The sequence below is a fragment of the Micromonospora sp. NPDC005173 genome (assembly GCF_040608515.1).
In the GTDB taxonomy this organism is placed as follows: domain Bacteria; phylum Actinomycetota; class Actinomycetes; order Mycobacteriales; family Micromonosporaceae; genus Micromonospora.
In genome coordinates, this window is record NZ_JBEXIK010000002.1 from 381,390 (window position 1) to 395,192 (window position 13,803).

The window sequence follows — 13,803 nt, forward strand, 5'->3', positions numbered from 1 at the left end:
ACCCGGTGACCGTAGGGTCGGCACGGTGACGCACCCTGAACACGGAATGAACTGATGTCGATTCCCTGGCGTGACGCGATGAGCCGGGCGCTCTACGGGCCGGGCGGCTTCTTCGTGGCCGGCGCCGGGCCGGCCGACCACTTCCGGACCAGCGTGCACGCCTCCCCGGCGTTCGCCAGCGCAGTGCTGCGCCTGATCTCCGAGGTGGACACGGCCCTCGGCCACCCTTCCCGCCTCTCCGTGGTCGACGTCGGCGCTGGGCGAGGGGAGCTGCTCCTTACCCTGCTCAGGCTCGTCTCATCCGAAGACGCCGCCGGGTTCGCCGCATCCGAGACCGCCACCGCCGCTGCCCGGCCGTCGGGCGACGATCCGTCGGCGGACGCCGTCCGTCCGTCGCTCGCGGAACGCGTGCGGTTCACGGCGGTTGAGCTGGCACCGCGCCCCGAACACCTGCCTGAGGAGATCGGGTGGGTGTCCGCGATTCCTGCTGGCATCAACGGGGTGCTGCTGGCAACCGAGTGGTTGGACAACGTTCCGTTGGACGTGGCGGTGCACACCGGACATGACTGGCGGTACCTGCTGGTCGACCCGAACAGTGGGGCGGAGACCGTTGGGGAACCCGTCAGCCCTGATGATCTCGACTGGTTGACGACATGGTGGCCAAGGCCCACGAGCCTGCCTGGTGCGGACCGTGACCTGAATCCGGCGGCGGCCGGAACTGCCGCGACCAGCGGAAGCGAGTCGGGTTTCCGGGCAGCCCGGCCGGCGCAGGGATCAAGCCTGACCGCCCGGAGCCGGCCGGGCTGCCCGGAAACCCCCCACAGCGACCACACACGAGCCGAGATCGGGCGGGCAAGGGACGCAGCATGGGCGGACGCGATAAGCAGAATCGAGCGAGGGATGGCCGTGGCCGTGGACTATGGGCACCTGCGGGACGGGCGGCCGGTGGACGGGACGCTGACCGGGTACCGGGGTGGGCGGCAGGTGCCTCCGGTGCCGGACGGGTCGGCTGACGTGACCGCGCACGTGGCCATGGACTCGGTCGCCTCCGCTGGCGCGGCGGTCGCCCGGTGTGCGTACTCCCTGGTCTCGCAGCGGGAGGCGCTGCGGGCGCTCGGGGCCGACGGCGGCCGACCGCCGCTGAGCCTGGCCGGCACCGACCCGGCGGGGTACGTGCGGGCACTGGCCGCCGCGTCGGCGGTGGCCGAGCTGACCGACCCGGCCGGGCTCGGCGGGCACTGGTGGCTGCGCCAACCGGTCGGCATCCCGCTCGGGCCGGCCGTGGCACGATGACGGGCATGACCACCGACGCCGGGGACCTCCGTGAACTGACCGTCGGCACCGGGGCCGGCCTGGTCGCCGACACCGGCGGTGAGCAGCTCGGCACCGACATGGTGCTGAACATCGGCCCACAGCACCCCTCCACGCACGGCGTGCTGCGGCTGAAGCTGGTGCTCGACGGCGAGCGGGTGGTCGCCTGCGAACCGATCGTCGGCTACATGCACCGGGGCGCGGAGAAGCTCTTCGAGGTGCGCGACTACCGGCAGATCATCGTGCTGGCCAACCGGCACGACTGGCTGTCCGCGTTCTCCAACGAGCTGGGTGTGGTGCTCGCGGTGGAGCGGCTGATGGGCATGGAGGTGCCGGAGCGGGCCACCTGGCTGCGGATGGCGCTGGCCGAGCTGAACAGGGTGCTCAACCACTTGATGTTCCTCGGCTCCTACCCGCTGGAGATCGGCGCGATCACGCCGATGTTCTACGCCTTCCGGGAACGGGAGACCATCCAGGCGGTGATGGAGGAGGTCTCCGGCGGCCGGATCCACTACATGTTCAACCGGGTGGGCGGGCTCAAGGAAGAGGTGCCGTACGGCTGGACCGGACGGGCCCGCGGGGCGATAGGCGAGGTACGCCGGCGGTTGCCCGACCTGGACCACCTGATCCGGCGCAACGACATCTTCCTGGCCCGGACCGTGGGGGTGGGCGTGCTCTCCGCCGCCGACGCCGCCGCGTTCGGCGCGTCCGGGCCGGTGGCCCGGGCCTCGGGGCTCGACCTGGACCTGCGGCGCGACGACCCCTACCTGGCCTACGACGAGCTGGACGTGCCGGTGGTGACGAAGACCGCCGGCGACTGCCACGCCCGCTTCGAGGTGCTGCTCGACCAGGTGTACGCGTCGCTGGACCTCGCCGAGCAGTGCCTGGACCGGGTGGATCAGCTGACCGGGCCGATCAACACCCGGCTGCCGAAGGTGCTCAAGGCGCCGGAGGGGCACACCTACGCCTGGACCGAGAACCCGCTCGGCATCAACGGCTACTACCTGGTCTCCCGTGGCGAGAAGACGCCGTGGCGGCTGAAGCTGCGCACCGCGTCGTACGCCAACGTGCAGGCGCTGGCCACCCTGCTCCCCGGCTGCCTGGTGCCGGACCTGATCGCCATCCTCGGCTCGATGTTCTTCGTGGTCGGGGACATCGACAAGTGACCTGACCGGGTCAGCGCCAGCGGTCGGTGGGCGGGGCGCCGCCAGCGCGCGGCGCATCGTCCTGCGGCGGGTAGCCGTACTGCTCCTCGACGCGGCGCCGGCCGGCCCGCTCGGGTGCGGGTTCCGCCTGGTGGCCGCGCTGGCGCGGGGGGCGCCACTCGTCCGGCACCGGCACGCCGCCGACCGGCAGCGCTGGCCGGTCCTCCGGTTCGGCCCGCCAGCCGCCGTCGCGGTCGTGTCGGCGCGCCGGCTCGTCCCGGTGGTACGACTCGCGCTCGTCGTAGCCACGCGGCTCGTCGTACCGACGGGCGTCCTCGTACCGGCGCGCGTCCTCGTACCGGCGGGGCTCCTCGTGGCGGACGGTGGCCCATCGGTCGGCCACCTGGTACTCGGTGCCGGTGGCACCCGCGTGCATTTCGGCCCGGCGCTCACCGACCCGCAGCTCACGGCCGTGCTCGTCGTCGCGGACGGCCGCCCACCGGTCACCGGTGCGCAGCTGCGACCAGTACTCGCCGGTGTCGTCCGCTCGCAGGGCCGGCCCGGGCTGCGGCGCTGCCGTCCGGTCCGGCTCACGCTGCTCCGACCAGCCGCGGTCGTCGTGGTGGTCGTCCGGGTTCGGCCAGGAACCCGGGTGCTGCCGCTCGGGCGCGCGCTCGGGTCGGGCGCCCCAGCCGGGCTCACCCCCGGTCGCGGCCTGCGCGGTCCAGGGCCGGTCGTCGCCGGAGCGGCGATCGTCGGCGGGGCGGGCACGGTCGTCGTAGCCGGACCGGCCGCGTTCCTCGGGCTCACCCCACGAGCGGTCAGCCGGCCGGGAAGGCTCCTCCGCGCCGCCGCGCCGGGCCCACTCCCGTGCCGGCGGGGTCCACTGGCCGGCGTATCCGCCGCCGTACGGCGCTCCCGGCTCGGCCGGACCGCCGTCCACCACGGTGTGCCGGGTGGTCACGTGCACGGTCTCGGTGTGCCGGACCACGCCGTGCGGCCGGTGCGCCGGCTCGGGGCGGTCCTGCTCACGAGGGCGAGGGGCCGACCCGTACCCGGCGGCGGCTGGTCGCTGCGCGCCGTACACCCCGCCGGCTGTCGGCGGCTCGGCACCGTACAGCCCGCCGCTGGCCGGCGACTCGGCGCTGGCGTCGGCGGCCGACCGCGGGTACGCCGGCTCGTCATCGTCGGCGCGCTCGGGACGGCTCCACCGGGGGGTGGCGTCCTCCGGACCTGGCACCCGGCCCCGACCGGCCGGGGCGTCGCCGGGCACCGGCACCCGGCTGCGGGCGACCGGAGCGGCGTCCACCGGCTCGGCGGCTGGCACCCGTGCCCGGCCGGCACCGGCCGGGTCGACGGAGGGGGTGGCACCGGCGAGGGCGGCGCCGCTGGCGTCGAGGCGGCGGCGGACCGCGGCGACCCCCTCCTGGGCCCGCTGCGCCTGGTCGAGCGCCTGGTTGCCGCGCTGCGCGGCGGCCACGATCTCGGTGCGCAACTCCCGGCGAAGCTCCTCGATCTCGTCCAGCAGCTCGTCGGCCCGCGCCGAGGCACCCTCCCCATCGGTCCGCAGCGCGATGGAGAGGCCGATCAGCACCACCGCCAGGATGGCGAGCACCGCCGCGAAGCGCAGCGGCCCGTTGCCGTCGGCGACCAACAGGATCAGCGCCGCCACCGGGGCGAGGGCCACACCGGCCCAGAAGAGCATGGTCAGCAGCGGCGATTGACGCCGGGCGTCGGGGGTGACCGGGGCTGGCATGGCTGTGCAGCCTACCGACGATCCCCACCTGAGGGAACGGGTCCCCGGAACGCGCGGACGCCCCCGCCCCCGGGTGGGGGCGGGGGCGTCGTCAGCACGCCACGCGGTGGCTCAACTGGTGGCGAAGGCGCTGTCCGAGGAGAAGATCAGGCCGACGCTGATGGCACCGGTGCGCAGCCCGTTCTTGGTCAGCGGCCCGCCCTGGTCCAGCGAGGAGAACGAGCCCACCGACAGCCCGTACGTCTTCTCCAGGCCCGGCTTGCAGAACGGACGCTGCTGGCACTCCGGCGGGCCACCCAGCACGGTCGCATTGCCGGAGCACTTCGCCGCCAACTCGGAGAGGGTCCGCACGCCGTACTTGTCGGCGAAGGCCTGGGTCACCGCGAAGGCGTTCTGGTCCTGGGCGGCAGCCGGGGCACCGAAGGTGATGCCCGCCTTGTCGCCTTCGGCCTTGAGCGCGGCCACCGTGTTGTTGATGTCGGGCGAGGAGACCGGCGGGGGGTTGGCGCCGTTGGCCTTGGTGTTGAGGAACTCGGCCATGGTCGCGGCGTACTCCGGGACAACCTGGATCTCGCCCTTCTCCAGTGCCGGTTCGTAGAGCTCCCGGTTGCCGATCTGCTGAACCTTGACCTGGTAGCCGGCGGCGGTGAGTGCGATCCGGTACAGCTCGGCCAACGTCTGGCTCTCGCTGAAGTTGCCGGCGCCGACGACGATGTCGCCGCCCGGTCCCTTGGCGATGCCCGCGGTGAGGTTGTTCGCGGTGGCGAACTCCTCGGCTGCCACCTTGGGGGTCTTGCGATCGGTGTCGACCGCCTTGTTGAGCAGGACCAACTTCGGCGTGTCGAGCGCGGCGGAGACCTTGTCCAGTGCCGCGATCAGCTGCGGGTTGGCCACCTTGCTGTTGACCGCGGGAATGACGTTGTCGGAGTTCTGGAGCTTCTTGTCGTCCTGCAGAGCGATGAGCTGCTGGCCGGCGACCGGGGCGCACCCGGCCCCGGAGGCACCCGCCTGCGGCGCGTCGGTGCCGGACGAGCCGGCGTCACCGCACCCGGTCAGAAGCCCTGCCGCGGCGATGACGCCGACCGCGCCGATCGCCAGACGTGTTTTTGCGCGCATGTGCCCGCCTTCCGTGTCCCGGCGCGACCCGTCCCGGGCCGGCCGCGTGTCCGACGGGCGATCCTGGCTGTCGGTCGCCCGCGAATATCCACCCAACATGGTCCGCAACCGACCGACAACTTGGGGAGGGCTTCGTCACCGCATCGTCACCGGCCGGCCCGCCGTCGGTCGCCGGCTCGGCGACCGCTCACCCGGACGGGTAACCCGCCGAACGGGCCTGGGTGGGTCAGGCGCTGCCGGTGGCGTCGGCGGGTCGGGGCCGCCCGGCGCGCTGCTGACCGCGCCGTAGCGGACGGGGGGTGACCAGCCGTTCGACGCCGCCCAGGATCACTTCGGCCAGCAGCGCGAGCCCGGCCACCAGTACACCGCCGGCCACGATCTGACCCCCGCCGGCCGCGATGCTCAGGCCGAAGCCGGTGCGGATGATCTCGCCGAGACCGCCGCCGTTGACGAACGAGGCCAACGCTGTGGTGGCGATCACCTGCACGGCGGCGGTCCGGAAGCCGGCGGCCAGGTAGGGCACCGCGAGCGGCAACTCCACCCGACGCAGCAACTGCCCGCCCGACAGGCCCATCCCGCGTGCCGCGTCGCGGGCCTCCGGGTCCGCCTGACGTACGCCGGTGTAGGCGTTGGCCAGCAGCGGCGGTACGGCGAAGACGGCCAGGGCCACCACCACCGGCGTACGGCCGAAGCCGAGGAAGGTCAGCGGCAGGATGGTCAACAGCGCCAGGGTCGGGATGGCCAGGGTGGCGTTGGACACCAGCACCACCAGGCCGCCGCCCCGCCCGGTGTGCCCCAGCCAGAGCCCGAGCGGCCAGGCCACCAGACAGCCGAGCGCCACCGCCGCAGCCGAGATCGCCAGGTGCTCGCCGAGCCGGTCCAGGATGCCGCCGGGGTTGGTCCAGTTCAGTGGGTCGTTGAGCCAGAGCACCGCCTGGTGCACCGGGTTCGCGGCGGCGCTCACCGCGCGCCCCGGACGGACCACGGGGTGACCAGCCGGGCCACCAGGACCAGCAGCAGGTCCAGCAGCACCGCGAGCGCCACACAGAGCACTGTGCCGGTCATGATCTCGGCCTTGTAGAGGTTGTTCTGGAAGCCCGCGAAGATCAACTGCCCGAGCCCGCCGTGCCCGACCAGCACCCCCACGGTGACCAGCGCGACCGTCGACACGGTGGCCAGTCGCAGCCCGGTCAGGATGCCCGGGATCGCCAGCGGCAGGTCGATCCGGAACAGTCGCCCCCACCGGCCGTAGCCCATGCCCTCCGCGGCCTCGCGGACCTCCGGCGGCACCTGGTTGAGCCCGGCCACCACGTTGCGCACGATCAGCAGCAGCGCGTACAGGACCAACCCGACCAGCACGGTGGTGGCGCCGGTGCCCAGGTAGGGCGCGATGAACGCGAACAGCGCCAGCGACGGGATGGTGTAGATCACACCGGTGATGCCGAGGATCGGACCGGCCAGCGGGCGGAACCAGTAGGCGACCACGGACAACGGCAGGGCGATCAGCACCGCGATCAGCACCGCCCGCCCGGTGAGGGAGGCGTGTTCACGCACCGCGGCGAGGATCGTGTCAGAGTTGTCCCGCACGTACTGCCAGGAGAACCAGGGGTTACCCGGGTCGGCCCGGTAGCTCAGGCGGAAGGACATACGTGGACGTTACCCCGGAGGCCGCCGGCCTGGCCGAGTCCCCTCGCGCGGCGTCGATCTCCCTGCAGGGCATCCAGAAGCGCTACCCGAACGGCACCGAGGCCGTCCGGGAGCTGAGCCTGGAGGTCAAAGCCGGCGAGTTGGTGGTGTTGATCGGACCGTCCGGCTGCGGCAAGTCGACCGTGCTCCGCATGATCAACCGACTGATCGAACCGACCGCCGGCCGGATCATGCTCGGCGACGAGGACGTCACCGACGTCGACCCGGTGCGGCTGCGCCGTCGGATCGGCTACGTGATCCAGAACGTCGGGCTCTTTCCACATCAGACGGTCCGGGCGAACGTGGCCACCGTTCCCGGGCTGCTCGGCTGGTCGCGGGACCGGACCCGGGCCCGCGTCGAGGAACTGCTTGACCTGGTCGGGCTGGACCCGGCCCAGTTCGGTCGCCGCTACCCGCACGAGCTGTCGGGCGGCCAGCGGCAGCGGGTCGGGGTGGCCCGCGCGCTCGCCGCCGACCCGGTGGTGCTGCTGATGGACGAGCCGTTCTCGGCCGTCGACCCGATCGTCCGGGCCCGCCTCCAGGAGGAGTTCCTCCGCCTCCAGGCCGAGGTCCGCAAGACGATCGTGCTGGTCACCCACGACCTCGACGAGGCGGTCCGGCTCGGCGACCGGATCGCCGTGCTCTCCGAGGGCGGGCACCTGGAGCAGTACGACACGCCGGCGGCCCTGCTCGGCGAGCCCGCCACCCCGTTCGTACGCGAGTTCGTCGGGGCCGACCGGGGCATCCGCCGGCTGGCGGTCACCCCACTCGACCGGGAGTCGCTGGACCCGGTGCCCGGCGACGCCCCGGCGGACCTGCCCACCGTGCCGCTGGACGGCTCCGCGTACGACGCGCTGGCGGTGCTGCTCACCTCGGGACGGGACCGGCTCCTGGTGACCGACGACGGCCGACCGGTGGGCGCGCTCAGCCGACAGCGTCTCCTCGACCTCGGCCGCTCGACGGGCTGACCGGCGCCGACCGACCGTTCGAACGGGCGGCCCCGCCGGTGTCCGTCCGAGCGCGCCGGTCAGATCAGGCCAGCACAGCCGGTCGGGTCACGCCCGGCCGCCGAGGCTGGCAGTGCCGATGATCCAGCCGGAGAGGAAGCCGTAGCCGGCGCCGGCGCTGGCGTCCTGCAACGCCCCCAACAGCGACGGGTCCGGGCCGAGCAGCGCCGCCAGCACGGCGGCGAGCCCACCGGCCAGCACGTACGCGGCCCAGCCGGAGAAGAACTGGCTGACCGGACCGGGCACCCGGGCCACCTGGGCGGCGGGCAGCAGGTACAGCAGGGCCACCGCGAGGACCACCAGCAGCACGGCCCGCAGGTCGGCGGCGAACAACCCGCCGGCCTGGCCGTCCGCGTCCAGCCGCCAGGCCGGCCAGGCGAGCACTCGCAGGTAGTAGGCGACGCCCGACTCCGGGTCGGTCTGAGTGCCGGCCCACCCGGTGTACGCCGGGCTGCCGCCGATGCCGACCAGCAGCAGCACGGCGAGCGCCCCGGTGCCGGCGGCCGTCCCGTAGCGGCTGACCGGGCCGGAGCGGTGGAAGAGTGCCATGATCCGCCCAGGGCCCGAGCCAACCGGCCGGGCGGACCTGGGCTGCCCCGACCGGCTCAGTGCTTCTGCAGGTAGTCGATGAAGGCGGCCCGCAGCAGTGGCGCCGACTCCTCATAGCCATGACCGGTCAGCTCCCGCCACAGCGCGGAGGCCTCGTCGATGGTCGGGCCGATCGAGTTCGGCGCGCCGTCCAGGACCGTCGCCTCGTCCGCGTTCGGCAGGTGCCGCAGCACCGACCAGAAGAACCCCACGTCGCGGTGCTCCCGGGCCCGGGCGAACGCCCGCTCCCGCAACTCCTCGGTGGACAGCGCGTCGAGCTCCTCGAACGAGGATCCGCCGGGGGTGGCGGCAGGTGTGTCGGTCATGCCGCCGAGCCTAACCGTCGAGATCAGCTCCGGCTCGGCGGACGCGGCACGGCTCACCGGCCATCGTCCCACCGGCGCGGGCTGTCCTCCCAGCGCGGGTCCCGCCACGGATCGGCCTGTTGGGGCGCAGCCGGCGTCGGCAGCGTGGGGGGCCAGTTGTCGACCGGCTGCGACAGCGGCACGTTCCAGCCCGTGCTGATCGTGCCGTCACCGACCGGCTCCGGCCTGTCGGTGCTGCCCGGCCGGGGCCGCCCGAACGTCTCGACCAGCCGGGTGACCAGCAGCCCGACGCCGATCGCCACGCCGCCGACCGTCCAGGTGTCCACCGTCCAGTCGCTCGCCAGCGCGTACGCCTGGAAGGTCGTGACCAGGCCCACCGCCAGCAGGGTCCCGAACACCCCACCCCGGCGGCCGAACGCGCTGGTGCCGCCCAGCAGGGCCATCCCGATCGCCAGCACGGTCCAGTCCAGCCCGGGGGTGGGCGTGACCGACCCGGGGCCGTTGGCGGCGAGCAGCACGCCGGCGAGCGCGGCCAGCACCGTGGAGCCGACCAGCGCGACCGCGGTGACCACGGCGGCCACCGCACCCCGGCGACGGGCCGGATCGGCGACCGGCCGGTTCCGGCCGACCAGCCGACGGATCGCCCGGATCCCCCCGAACAGCCCGCCGAGGACCGCCACCGCGGCGAACCCGGCGAAGAGGTAGCCGGCGGTACGCCCCGGGTCGTAGTCGCCCTGCACCAGCACGGGCGCCGACCGGCGTTCGATGAACACCATCACGCCGGCCGCGCCGGCCAGGCTGGCCGCCCAGCCCGGCACGTGCAGCACCACCACGGCCAGCGCCAGCGCCAGCCCGCCCAGCGCGGCGACCGCGATGGCCGGGCCCAGGGAGTCCCGCAGGCCCTGGTCGCCCTGCTCCGCGTAGTGCAGTGCGGCGGCGAGCGCGATCGGCCCGACCGCCAGGTTCGGGGCGGCGGTACGCAGGCTCAGCCCGGCGGCGAGGGCGAGCAGCCCCAGCCCGACCGCGTCGACCAGCAGCGTGCGCAGGCCGGTGCCGCGCAGCGCCGCCGGGTCGGCCCGCCAGAGCAGCCAGCCCAGGGCGGCGAGAGCGGCCAGCAGCAGGATCTCCCAGACCACGTGCACGCCCACCCGGTCCCGACCGGGCTCACCGTGAGTGGGGTCGTCGAAGACGTTCTCCAGAACGGTGGCGGGGACCCCGGATGAGGGCTCCACCGACCGGTCCCGGCCCGTTTCTTCGTACGTCATGACGCCGCCTCCCCGCTGGCCGGCCCTCCCTGGTCCGGCGCGCGGACGGACCGGGGGCGGCCGTTGCTCTCCGGTCGCAGGCACCGTACCCGCGCCCGGAGCCGGGCGTAACCCCTCTGCTCAGCGCTGGCCGGGGCGGCTCTCCCGCTGGTCGGGGTCGCGCTCGTCGTCCGGGCGCTCCGGCACCCGGCAGGAGCGCTCCAGCCAGAGCGCGGCACCGACCAGCGCCAGCGAGGCGAGCAGGCCACCTCCGGCGGCCGGCCGATCCTCCACGGCAGCCTGAGTGGTCTCGACGAAGAGCCAGCCGGTGAGCCCGGCGTAGAAGCCGGCGAAGATGGCCGCGGCCAGCGCCGACGCCTTGGCCAGCACCACGAACCGGGCCACCAGCAGCGGGTTGACCGGCTCCCGGCCGGGCTTGCGCTCGATCCGACCTCGGGTGTTGATTGCGGCGTACCCCTCCAGCACGGCGAGCCCAGCCAGTGTCACCACCGGCAGCCAGGGCAGCCGGGGGATGCCGCTGTAGTAGAGGGTGCTGATCAGCAGCCAGGCCACCGCAGCCGCAGCCAGGGCGGCCACGACCAGGGTGGAGATCCGGGTGGGGCCCATCCGCGACCGGTCCGGGCCCGGCCCGCCCGGTGGTGGGGACTTCGCCTGCGTCATGCCGGCCGGCTCCGCTCGGTCATGCCGTCGACTCTAACGCCAACTCCGGCCGGGGACGCAGATCCAGCGCGTCCTCCGCCGCGGGGCCGGCGGTGAGCAGGTCGGTCAGCCAGCCGTGACCGGGCAGCCGTCCGTACGGCTGGATGTCGATCCACGGTCGCAGCACGAAGGCGCGCAGGTGCGCCCGGGGGTGTGGCAGGGTCAGCTCGGGGTCGTCGCTGAGCACCGGCTCGTCGTCGTCGCCCCAGACCGCGATCACGTCCACGTCGAGGGTGCGCGGCCCGAACCGCCGCTGTGGGTCACGGACCCGGCCAGCCGCGCGCTCCGCGGCCCGGGCCCGCTCCAGCCAGTCGCGCGGGGCGGCGGCGTCGTCCTGGGCCAGCAGCACCGCGTTGAGGTACGCGGGCTGGTCCTCGTCCCCCCACGGTGGAGTCTCGTACACGCCGGAGAGCACCAGCACGGCGTCGCCGAGCGTCGCGACGGCCGTCCGGAGATGGCCCAGCCGGTCGCCCAGGTTGCTGCCGAGCGAGAGCACGGCCCGGGTCACCGGGCACGCGCCCGGGTCATGGTGACGGCCACGTCGGTGAAGGTGTGCGGCACCGGCGCCTCCGGCTTGTGCACAGTGATCGTGGCGGTGGCGACCCGCTCGTCGGCCAGGCAGACCGCGAGCAGCCGGTCCGCGAGGGTCTCGATCAGGTTCACCGGCTCACCGGTCACCACCGCGACCAGGCGTTCGGCCAACTCGCCGTAGTGGACGGTGGCGGTGACGTCGTCGCTGGCGGCGGCCGGGGCGAGGTCCAACTCGAGGATCGCGTCGACCACGAAGTCCTGCCCCTGGACACGTTCGAAGTCGTACACCCCGTGCCGGCCGCGGGCCCGCAGGCCGGTCAGCTGAATCCGGTCGGTCATCGCTTCCTCTCTCGCCGACCGGCCACCCGACCGGTCGGTCCTGCGCCTGTCAGGGGTGCCTGACGTGGGCCGGAGCGTCCGGCAGTGCACCGGCGCGCCCGACGTGGGCCGGTCATTCGGGCCGCCCGTGACCGACCCGCGCGGTGGCCAGGTGCGGGCGTCCGGTGGCGGCCCAGACGGCGAGCGCGTCGACGGTGGCCCGCACGTCGTGCACGCGTACCCCCCAGGCGCCCGCCGCGACCGCCAGCACGCTGGTGGCGACGGTGGCCGCCTCCCGCTGCGCGGTGGGTCGCGGCGTGTCGTCCGGGGCGGCGAGCAGCCGGCCCAGGTAGGACTTGCGGCTGGCGCCGAAGAGCAGCGGGTACCCGAGATCCAGCAACTCCGGCAGGCGGGCGCTGAGCTCCCAGTTGTGCGCGGCGGTCTTGGCGAAGCCGAGGCCGGGGTCGATGACGATGCGGTCGGCGGCCACCCCGGCGGCCAGCGCCGCGTCGACCCGCTGGGCCAGTTCGGCCCGGACGTCGGCCACCACGTCGGTGTAGCTGGCCAGCTCGCGCATCTGCCGGGAGTGGCCACGCCAGTGCATCAGCACCCAGGGGCAGCCGGCGTCGCGGACCACCCGGGCCATGTTCGGGTCGGCCAGCCCACCGGAGACATCGTTGACCACCGCCGCGCCAGCGTCCAGCGCGGCCTCGGCCACCCGGGCCCGGCTGGTGTCGATGCTGACCCGCACGCCAGCGGCGGTCAGCTCGCGGATGACCGGTAGCACCCGGTCGGCCTCGGTCCCGGCGTCGATCCGCTCCGCGCCCGGGCGGGTCGACTCGCCGCCGACGTCGACCAGGTGCGCCCCTGCGTCGCGCAGACGGACGCCATGTCCGACGGCCGCATCGAGGTCGGCGTACCGTCCGCCGTCGGAGAAGGAGTCCGGCGTGACGTTGAGGACGCCCATCACCACCGGGCCCGGGGCCCGTACCAGATCGGTCACGGCTAGACGGTACCGGTCGCGGCGGCGGTGCCCTCCGACCCGGGTCGGCCGTCGCCCCACCACTCCTGACGTGCGGATTGGAACAGGTGTACGATCGGTCGTCCGGGCAGTATCTGGTAGTCCCGTCGCGGCTTGTCGCAATCCGGGGCGGCCCGTACGCTTTGGAATCGGCCAGCATCGAGATGGCGAAGCCTGGAGGGAGGGCCGAAGCGGGGAAAAACCGCCCAAAGCTCGCCACTCTCCGTGGTGAGTAACGAACGCAGGGTCGAGAACGCTGCGCCCTGCGGAGCACATTTCCCGCCAGGCTTGCCTATTGCACCGCCGCGGCACCCGCCGGCCGCGATATGGGGAGGTTCCAGTGATCGCCTTCGAGCTCATGGAGACGGCGTCGTCCGGCGTCGCCCACGCGCTCTCCACCCTGGCGTCGGCTCCGCTCGCCGAGCCGGCACCGAAGGGGATCGACACCAACGGTGTGGTCACCTTCTTCGCCAGCAAGATCGCGCCAATCCTGCTCGCCGTCCTGGGCGTCATCTTCATCGGCCGAGCCAGCCGGGGCGAGATCTCCAAGGTGCTGACCAGCTCCGCGATCGCCATCGTCGGGCTGGCCTTCATCGCCGGCGCGGCCACACTCTTCTTCGTCGGCGATTACCTGATCGACCTGATCTTCGAATAGGCGCGGTCACCAGATGCGGCTGCGCACCGACGACGACATCTACCGGGCCCGCCTGGTCTACCTCGGGCCGCCCGGCTACACCCTTCCGGTCCACCTGCCGTACGCCCAGTACGGGCTCTTCATGCTGCTCGTCCCCCTCTACATGTTCATCCACTGGCTGTTCACGCTGACGGTCGAGCTCTTCCCGGCCTGGGAGATCGCGCTCGCCATCGTGACCACGTCGTTCATCTTCCGGCACGTCGACCCGGATCGGCCGGCGCGGGTTGTCATCCGCACCGCGCTGACCGACTGGCGACGTACCCGGGAGCCGGCGATCGAGCAGCGCGACCCGCGCCTGGTCGGCAGCCGGATCAGGATCCGGGAGGAGCTGGCATGACCG

At 73.6% G+C, this 13,803-nt stretch carries 16 protein-coding genes; 5 read left to right on the forward strand and 11 right to left on the reverse strand.

Annotated features, from left to right (window positions below; genetic code table 11):
* Positions 1-54 precede the first annotated feature (54 nt).
* Both ABZV00_RS04840 and ABZV00_RS04845 read left to right on the forward strand, forming a co-directional pair.
* Positions 55-1,293: an SAM-dependent methyltransferase gene (locus tag ABZV00_RS04840; RefSeq protein WP_355601886.1), complete on the forward strand. Its 1,239-nt coding sequence runs from the start codon at positions 55-57 to the stop codon at positions 1,291-1,293.
* Positions 1,290-2,477: an NADH-quinone oxidoreductase subunit D gene (locus ABZV00_RS04845; protein WP_355601888.1), complete on the forward strand. Its 1,188-nt coding sequence runs from the start codon at positions 1,290-1,292 to the stop codon at positions 2,475-2,477. Before ABZV00_RS04840 ends, ABZV00_RS04845 begins: the two co-directional genes overlap by 4 nt.
* Before the next feature lie 10 nt (positions 2,478-2,487).
* Here the strand turns inward: ABZV00_RS04845 and ABZV00_RS04850 are convergent, their stop codons facing one another.
* From ABZV00_RS04850 to ABZV00_RS04865, 4 genes are all read right to left on the reverse strand, one after another.
* Complete coding sequence (locus ABZV00_RS04850; protein WP_355601890.1) at positions 2,488-4,212, reverse strand: hypothetical protein; 1,725 nt, start codon at positions 4,210-4,212, stop codon at positions 2,488-2,490.
* A 111-nt stretch (positions 4,213-4,323) separates the two neighbouring features.
* A complete protein-coding gene (locus tag ABZV00_RS04855; RefSeq protein WP_355601892.1) occupies positions 4,324-5,328 on the reverse strand; it encodes a glycine betaine ABC transporter substrate-binding protein in 1,005 nt (334 codons plus the stop codon).
* Positions 5,329-5,554: 226 nt separating this feature from the next.
* The gene (locus tag ABZV00_RS04860; protein ID WP_355601894.1) at positions 5,555-6,292 is read right to left on the reverse strand and encodes an ABC transporter permease; all 738 of its coding nucleotides are present in this window, start codon (positions 6,290-6,292) and stop codon (positions 5,555-5,557) included.
* A complete protein-coding gene (locus tag ABZV00_RS04865; RefSeq protein WP_328421212.1) occupies positions 6,289-6,975 on the reverse strand; it encodes an ABC transporter permease in 687 nt (228 codons plus the stop codon). Before ABZV00_RS04865 ends, ABZV00_RS04860 begins: the two co-directional genes overlap by 4 nt.
* Positions 6,976-6,977: 2 nt before the next feature.
* Here ABZV00_RS04865 and ABZV00_RS04870 point away from each other — a divergent pair, with 2 nt between their 5' ends.
* Positions 6,978-7,982, forward strand: a complete 1,005-nt coding sequence (locus ABZV00_RS04870; protein WP_328421214.1) for an ABC transporter ATP-binding protein — start codon at positions 6,978-6,980, stop codon at positions 7,980-7,982.
* An 87-nt stretch (positions 7,983-8,069) separates the two neighbouring features.
* Here ABZV00_RS04870 and ABZV00_RS04875 read toward each other — a convergent pair whose 3' ends face one another.
* The 7 genes from ABZV00_RS04875 to folP form a co-directional block, all read right to left on the reverse strand.
* Complete coding sequence (locus tag ABZV00_RS04875) at positions 8,070-8,570, reverse strand: hypothetical protein (RefSeq protein WP_355601897.1); 501 nt, start codon at positions 8,568-8,570, stop codon at positions 8,070-8,072.
* 56 nt (positions 8,571-8,626) lie between these two features.
* Complete coding sequence (locus tag ABZV00_RS04880; protein WP_328421218.1) at positions 8,627-8,935, reverse strand: hypothetical protein; 309 nt, start codon at positions 8,933-8,935, stop codon at positions 8,627-8,629.
* A gap of 53 nt (positions 8,936-8,988) precedes the next feature.
* A complete protein-coding gene (locus ABZV00_RS04885; RefSeq protein ID WP_355601899.1) occupies positions 8,989-10,200 on the reverse strand; it encodes an ABC transporter permease in 1,212 nt (403 codons plus the stop codon).
* 120 nt (positions 10,201-10,320) lie between these two features.
* A complete protein-coding gene (locus ABZV00_RS04890; protein WP_355601901.1) occupies positions 10,321-10,860 on the reverse strand; it encodes a DUF3180 domain-containing protein in 540 nt (179 codons plus the stop codon).
* Positions 10,861-10,879: 19 nt separating this feature from the next.
* Complete coding sequence (gene folK, locus ABZV00_RS04895) at positions 10,880-11,407, reverse strand: 2-amino-4-hydroxy-6-hydroxymethyldihydropteridine diphosphokinase (protein ID WP_355601903.1); 528 nt, start codon at positions 11,405-11,407, stop codon at positions 10,880-10,882.
* Entirely contained in the window at positions 11,404-11,769 is a 366-nt protein-coding gene (folB, locus tag ABZV00_RS04900) for a dihydroneopterin aldolase (RefSeq protein ID WP_355601904.1), read from the reverse strand. Before folB ends, folK begins: the two co-directional genes overlap by 4 nt.
* 112 nt (positions 11,770-11,881) lie before the next feature.
* Positions 11,882-12,751: a dihydropteroate synthase gene (gene folP / locus ABZV00_RS04905; protein ID WP_355601906.1), complete on the reverse strand. Its 870-nt coding sequence runs from the start codon at positions 12,749-12,751 to the stop codon at positions 11,882-11,884.
* A gap of 358 nt (positions 12,752-13,109) precedes the next feature.
* Between folP and ABZV00_RS04910 the strand changes: the two genes are divergently transcribed.
* A complete protein-coding gene (locus tag ABZV00_RS04910; RefSeq protein WP_053654780.1) occupies positions 13,110-13,424 on the forward strand; it encodes a hypothetical protein in 315 nt (104 codons plus the stop codon).
* Between the two features lie 13 nt (positions 13,425-13,437).
* On the forward strand, positions 13,438-13,800 hold the full coding sequence (locus ABZV00_RS04915; RefSeq protein ID WP_007466101.1) for a hypothetical protein: 363 nt from the start codon (positions 13,438-13,440) through the stop codon (positions 13,798-13,800).
* The last annotated feature ends 3 nt before the right edge of the window (positions 13,801-13,803 follow it).

What these genes read in the sequence shown, in the direction of transcription:
- ABZV00_RS04840 (WP_355601886.1), top strand. Translation starts at nt 55, where the DNA reads ATGTCGATTCCCTGGCGTGACGCGATGAGCCGGGCGCTCTACGGGCCG.
- ABZV00_RS04845 (WP_355601888.1), top strand. Translation starts at nt 1,290, where the DNA reads ATGACGGGCATGACCACCGACGCCGGGGACCTCCGTGAACTGACCGTC.
- ABZV00_RS04850 (WP_355601890.1), bottom strand. Translation starts at nt 4,212, where the DNA reads ATGCCAGCCCCGGTCACCCCCGACGCCCGGCGTCAATCGCCGCTGCTG.
- ABZV00_RS04855 (WP_355601892.1), bottom strand. Translation starts at nt 5,328, where the DNA reads ATGCGCGCAAAAACACGTCTGGCGATCGGCGCGGTCGGCGTCATCGCC.
- ABZV00_RS04865 (WP_328421212.1), bottom strand. Translation starts at nt 6,975, where the DNA reads ATGTCCTTCCGCCTGAGCTACCGGGCCGACCCGGGTAACCCCTGGTTC.
- ABZV00_RS04875 (WP_355601897.1), bottom strand. Translation starts at nt 8,570, where the DNA reads ATGGCACTCTTCCACCGCTCCGGCCCGGTCAGCCGCTACGGGACGGCC.
- ABZV00_RS04880 (WP_328421218.1), bottom strand. Translation starts at nt 8,935, where the DNA reads ATGACCGACACACCTGCCGCCACCCCCGGCGGATCCTCGTTCGAGGAG.
- ABZV00_RS04885 (WP_355601899.1), bottom strand. Translation starts at nt 10,200, where the DNA reads ATGACGTACGAAGAAACGGGCCGGGACCGGTCGGTGGAGCCCTCATCC.
- ABZV00_RS04890 (WP_355601901.1), bottom strand. Translation starts at nt 10,860, where the DNA reads ATGACGCAGGCGAAGTCCCCACCACCGGGCGGGCCGGGCCCGGACCGG.
- folB (WP_355601904.1), bottom strand. Translation starts at nt 11,769, where the DNA reads ATGACCGACCGGATTCAGCTGACCGGCCTGCGGGCCCGCGGCCGGCAC.
- ABZV00_RS04915 (WP_007466101.1), top strand. Translation starts at nt 13,438, where the DNA reads ATGCGGCTGCGCACCGACGACGACATCTACCGGGCCCGCCTGGTCTAC.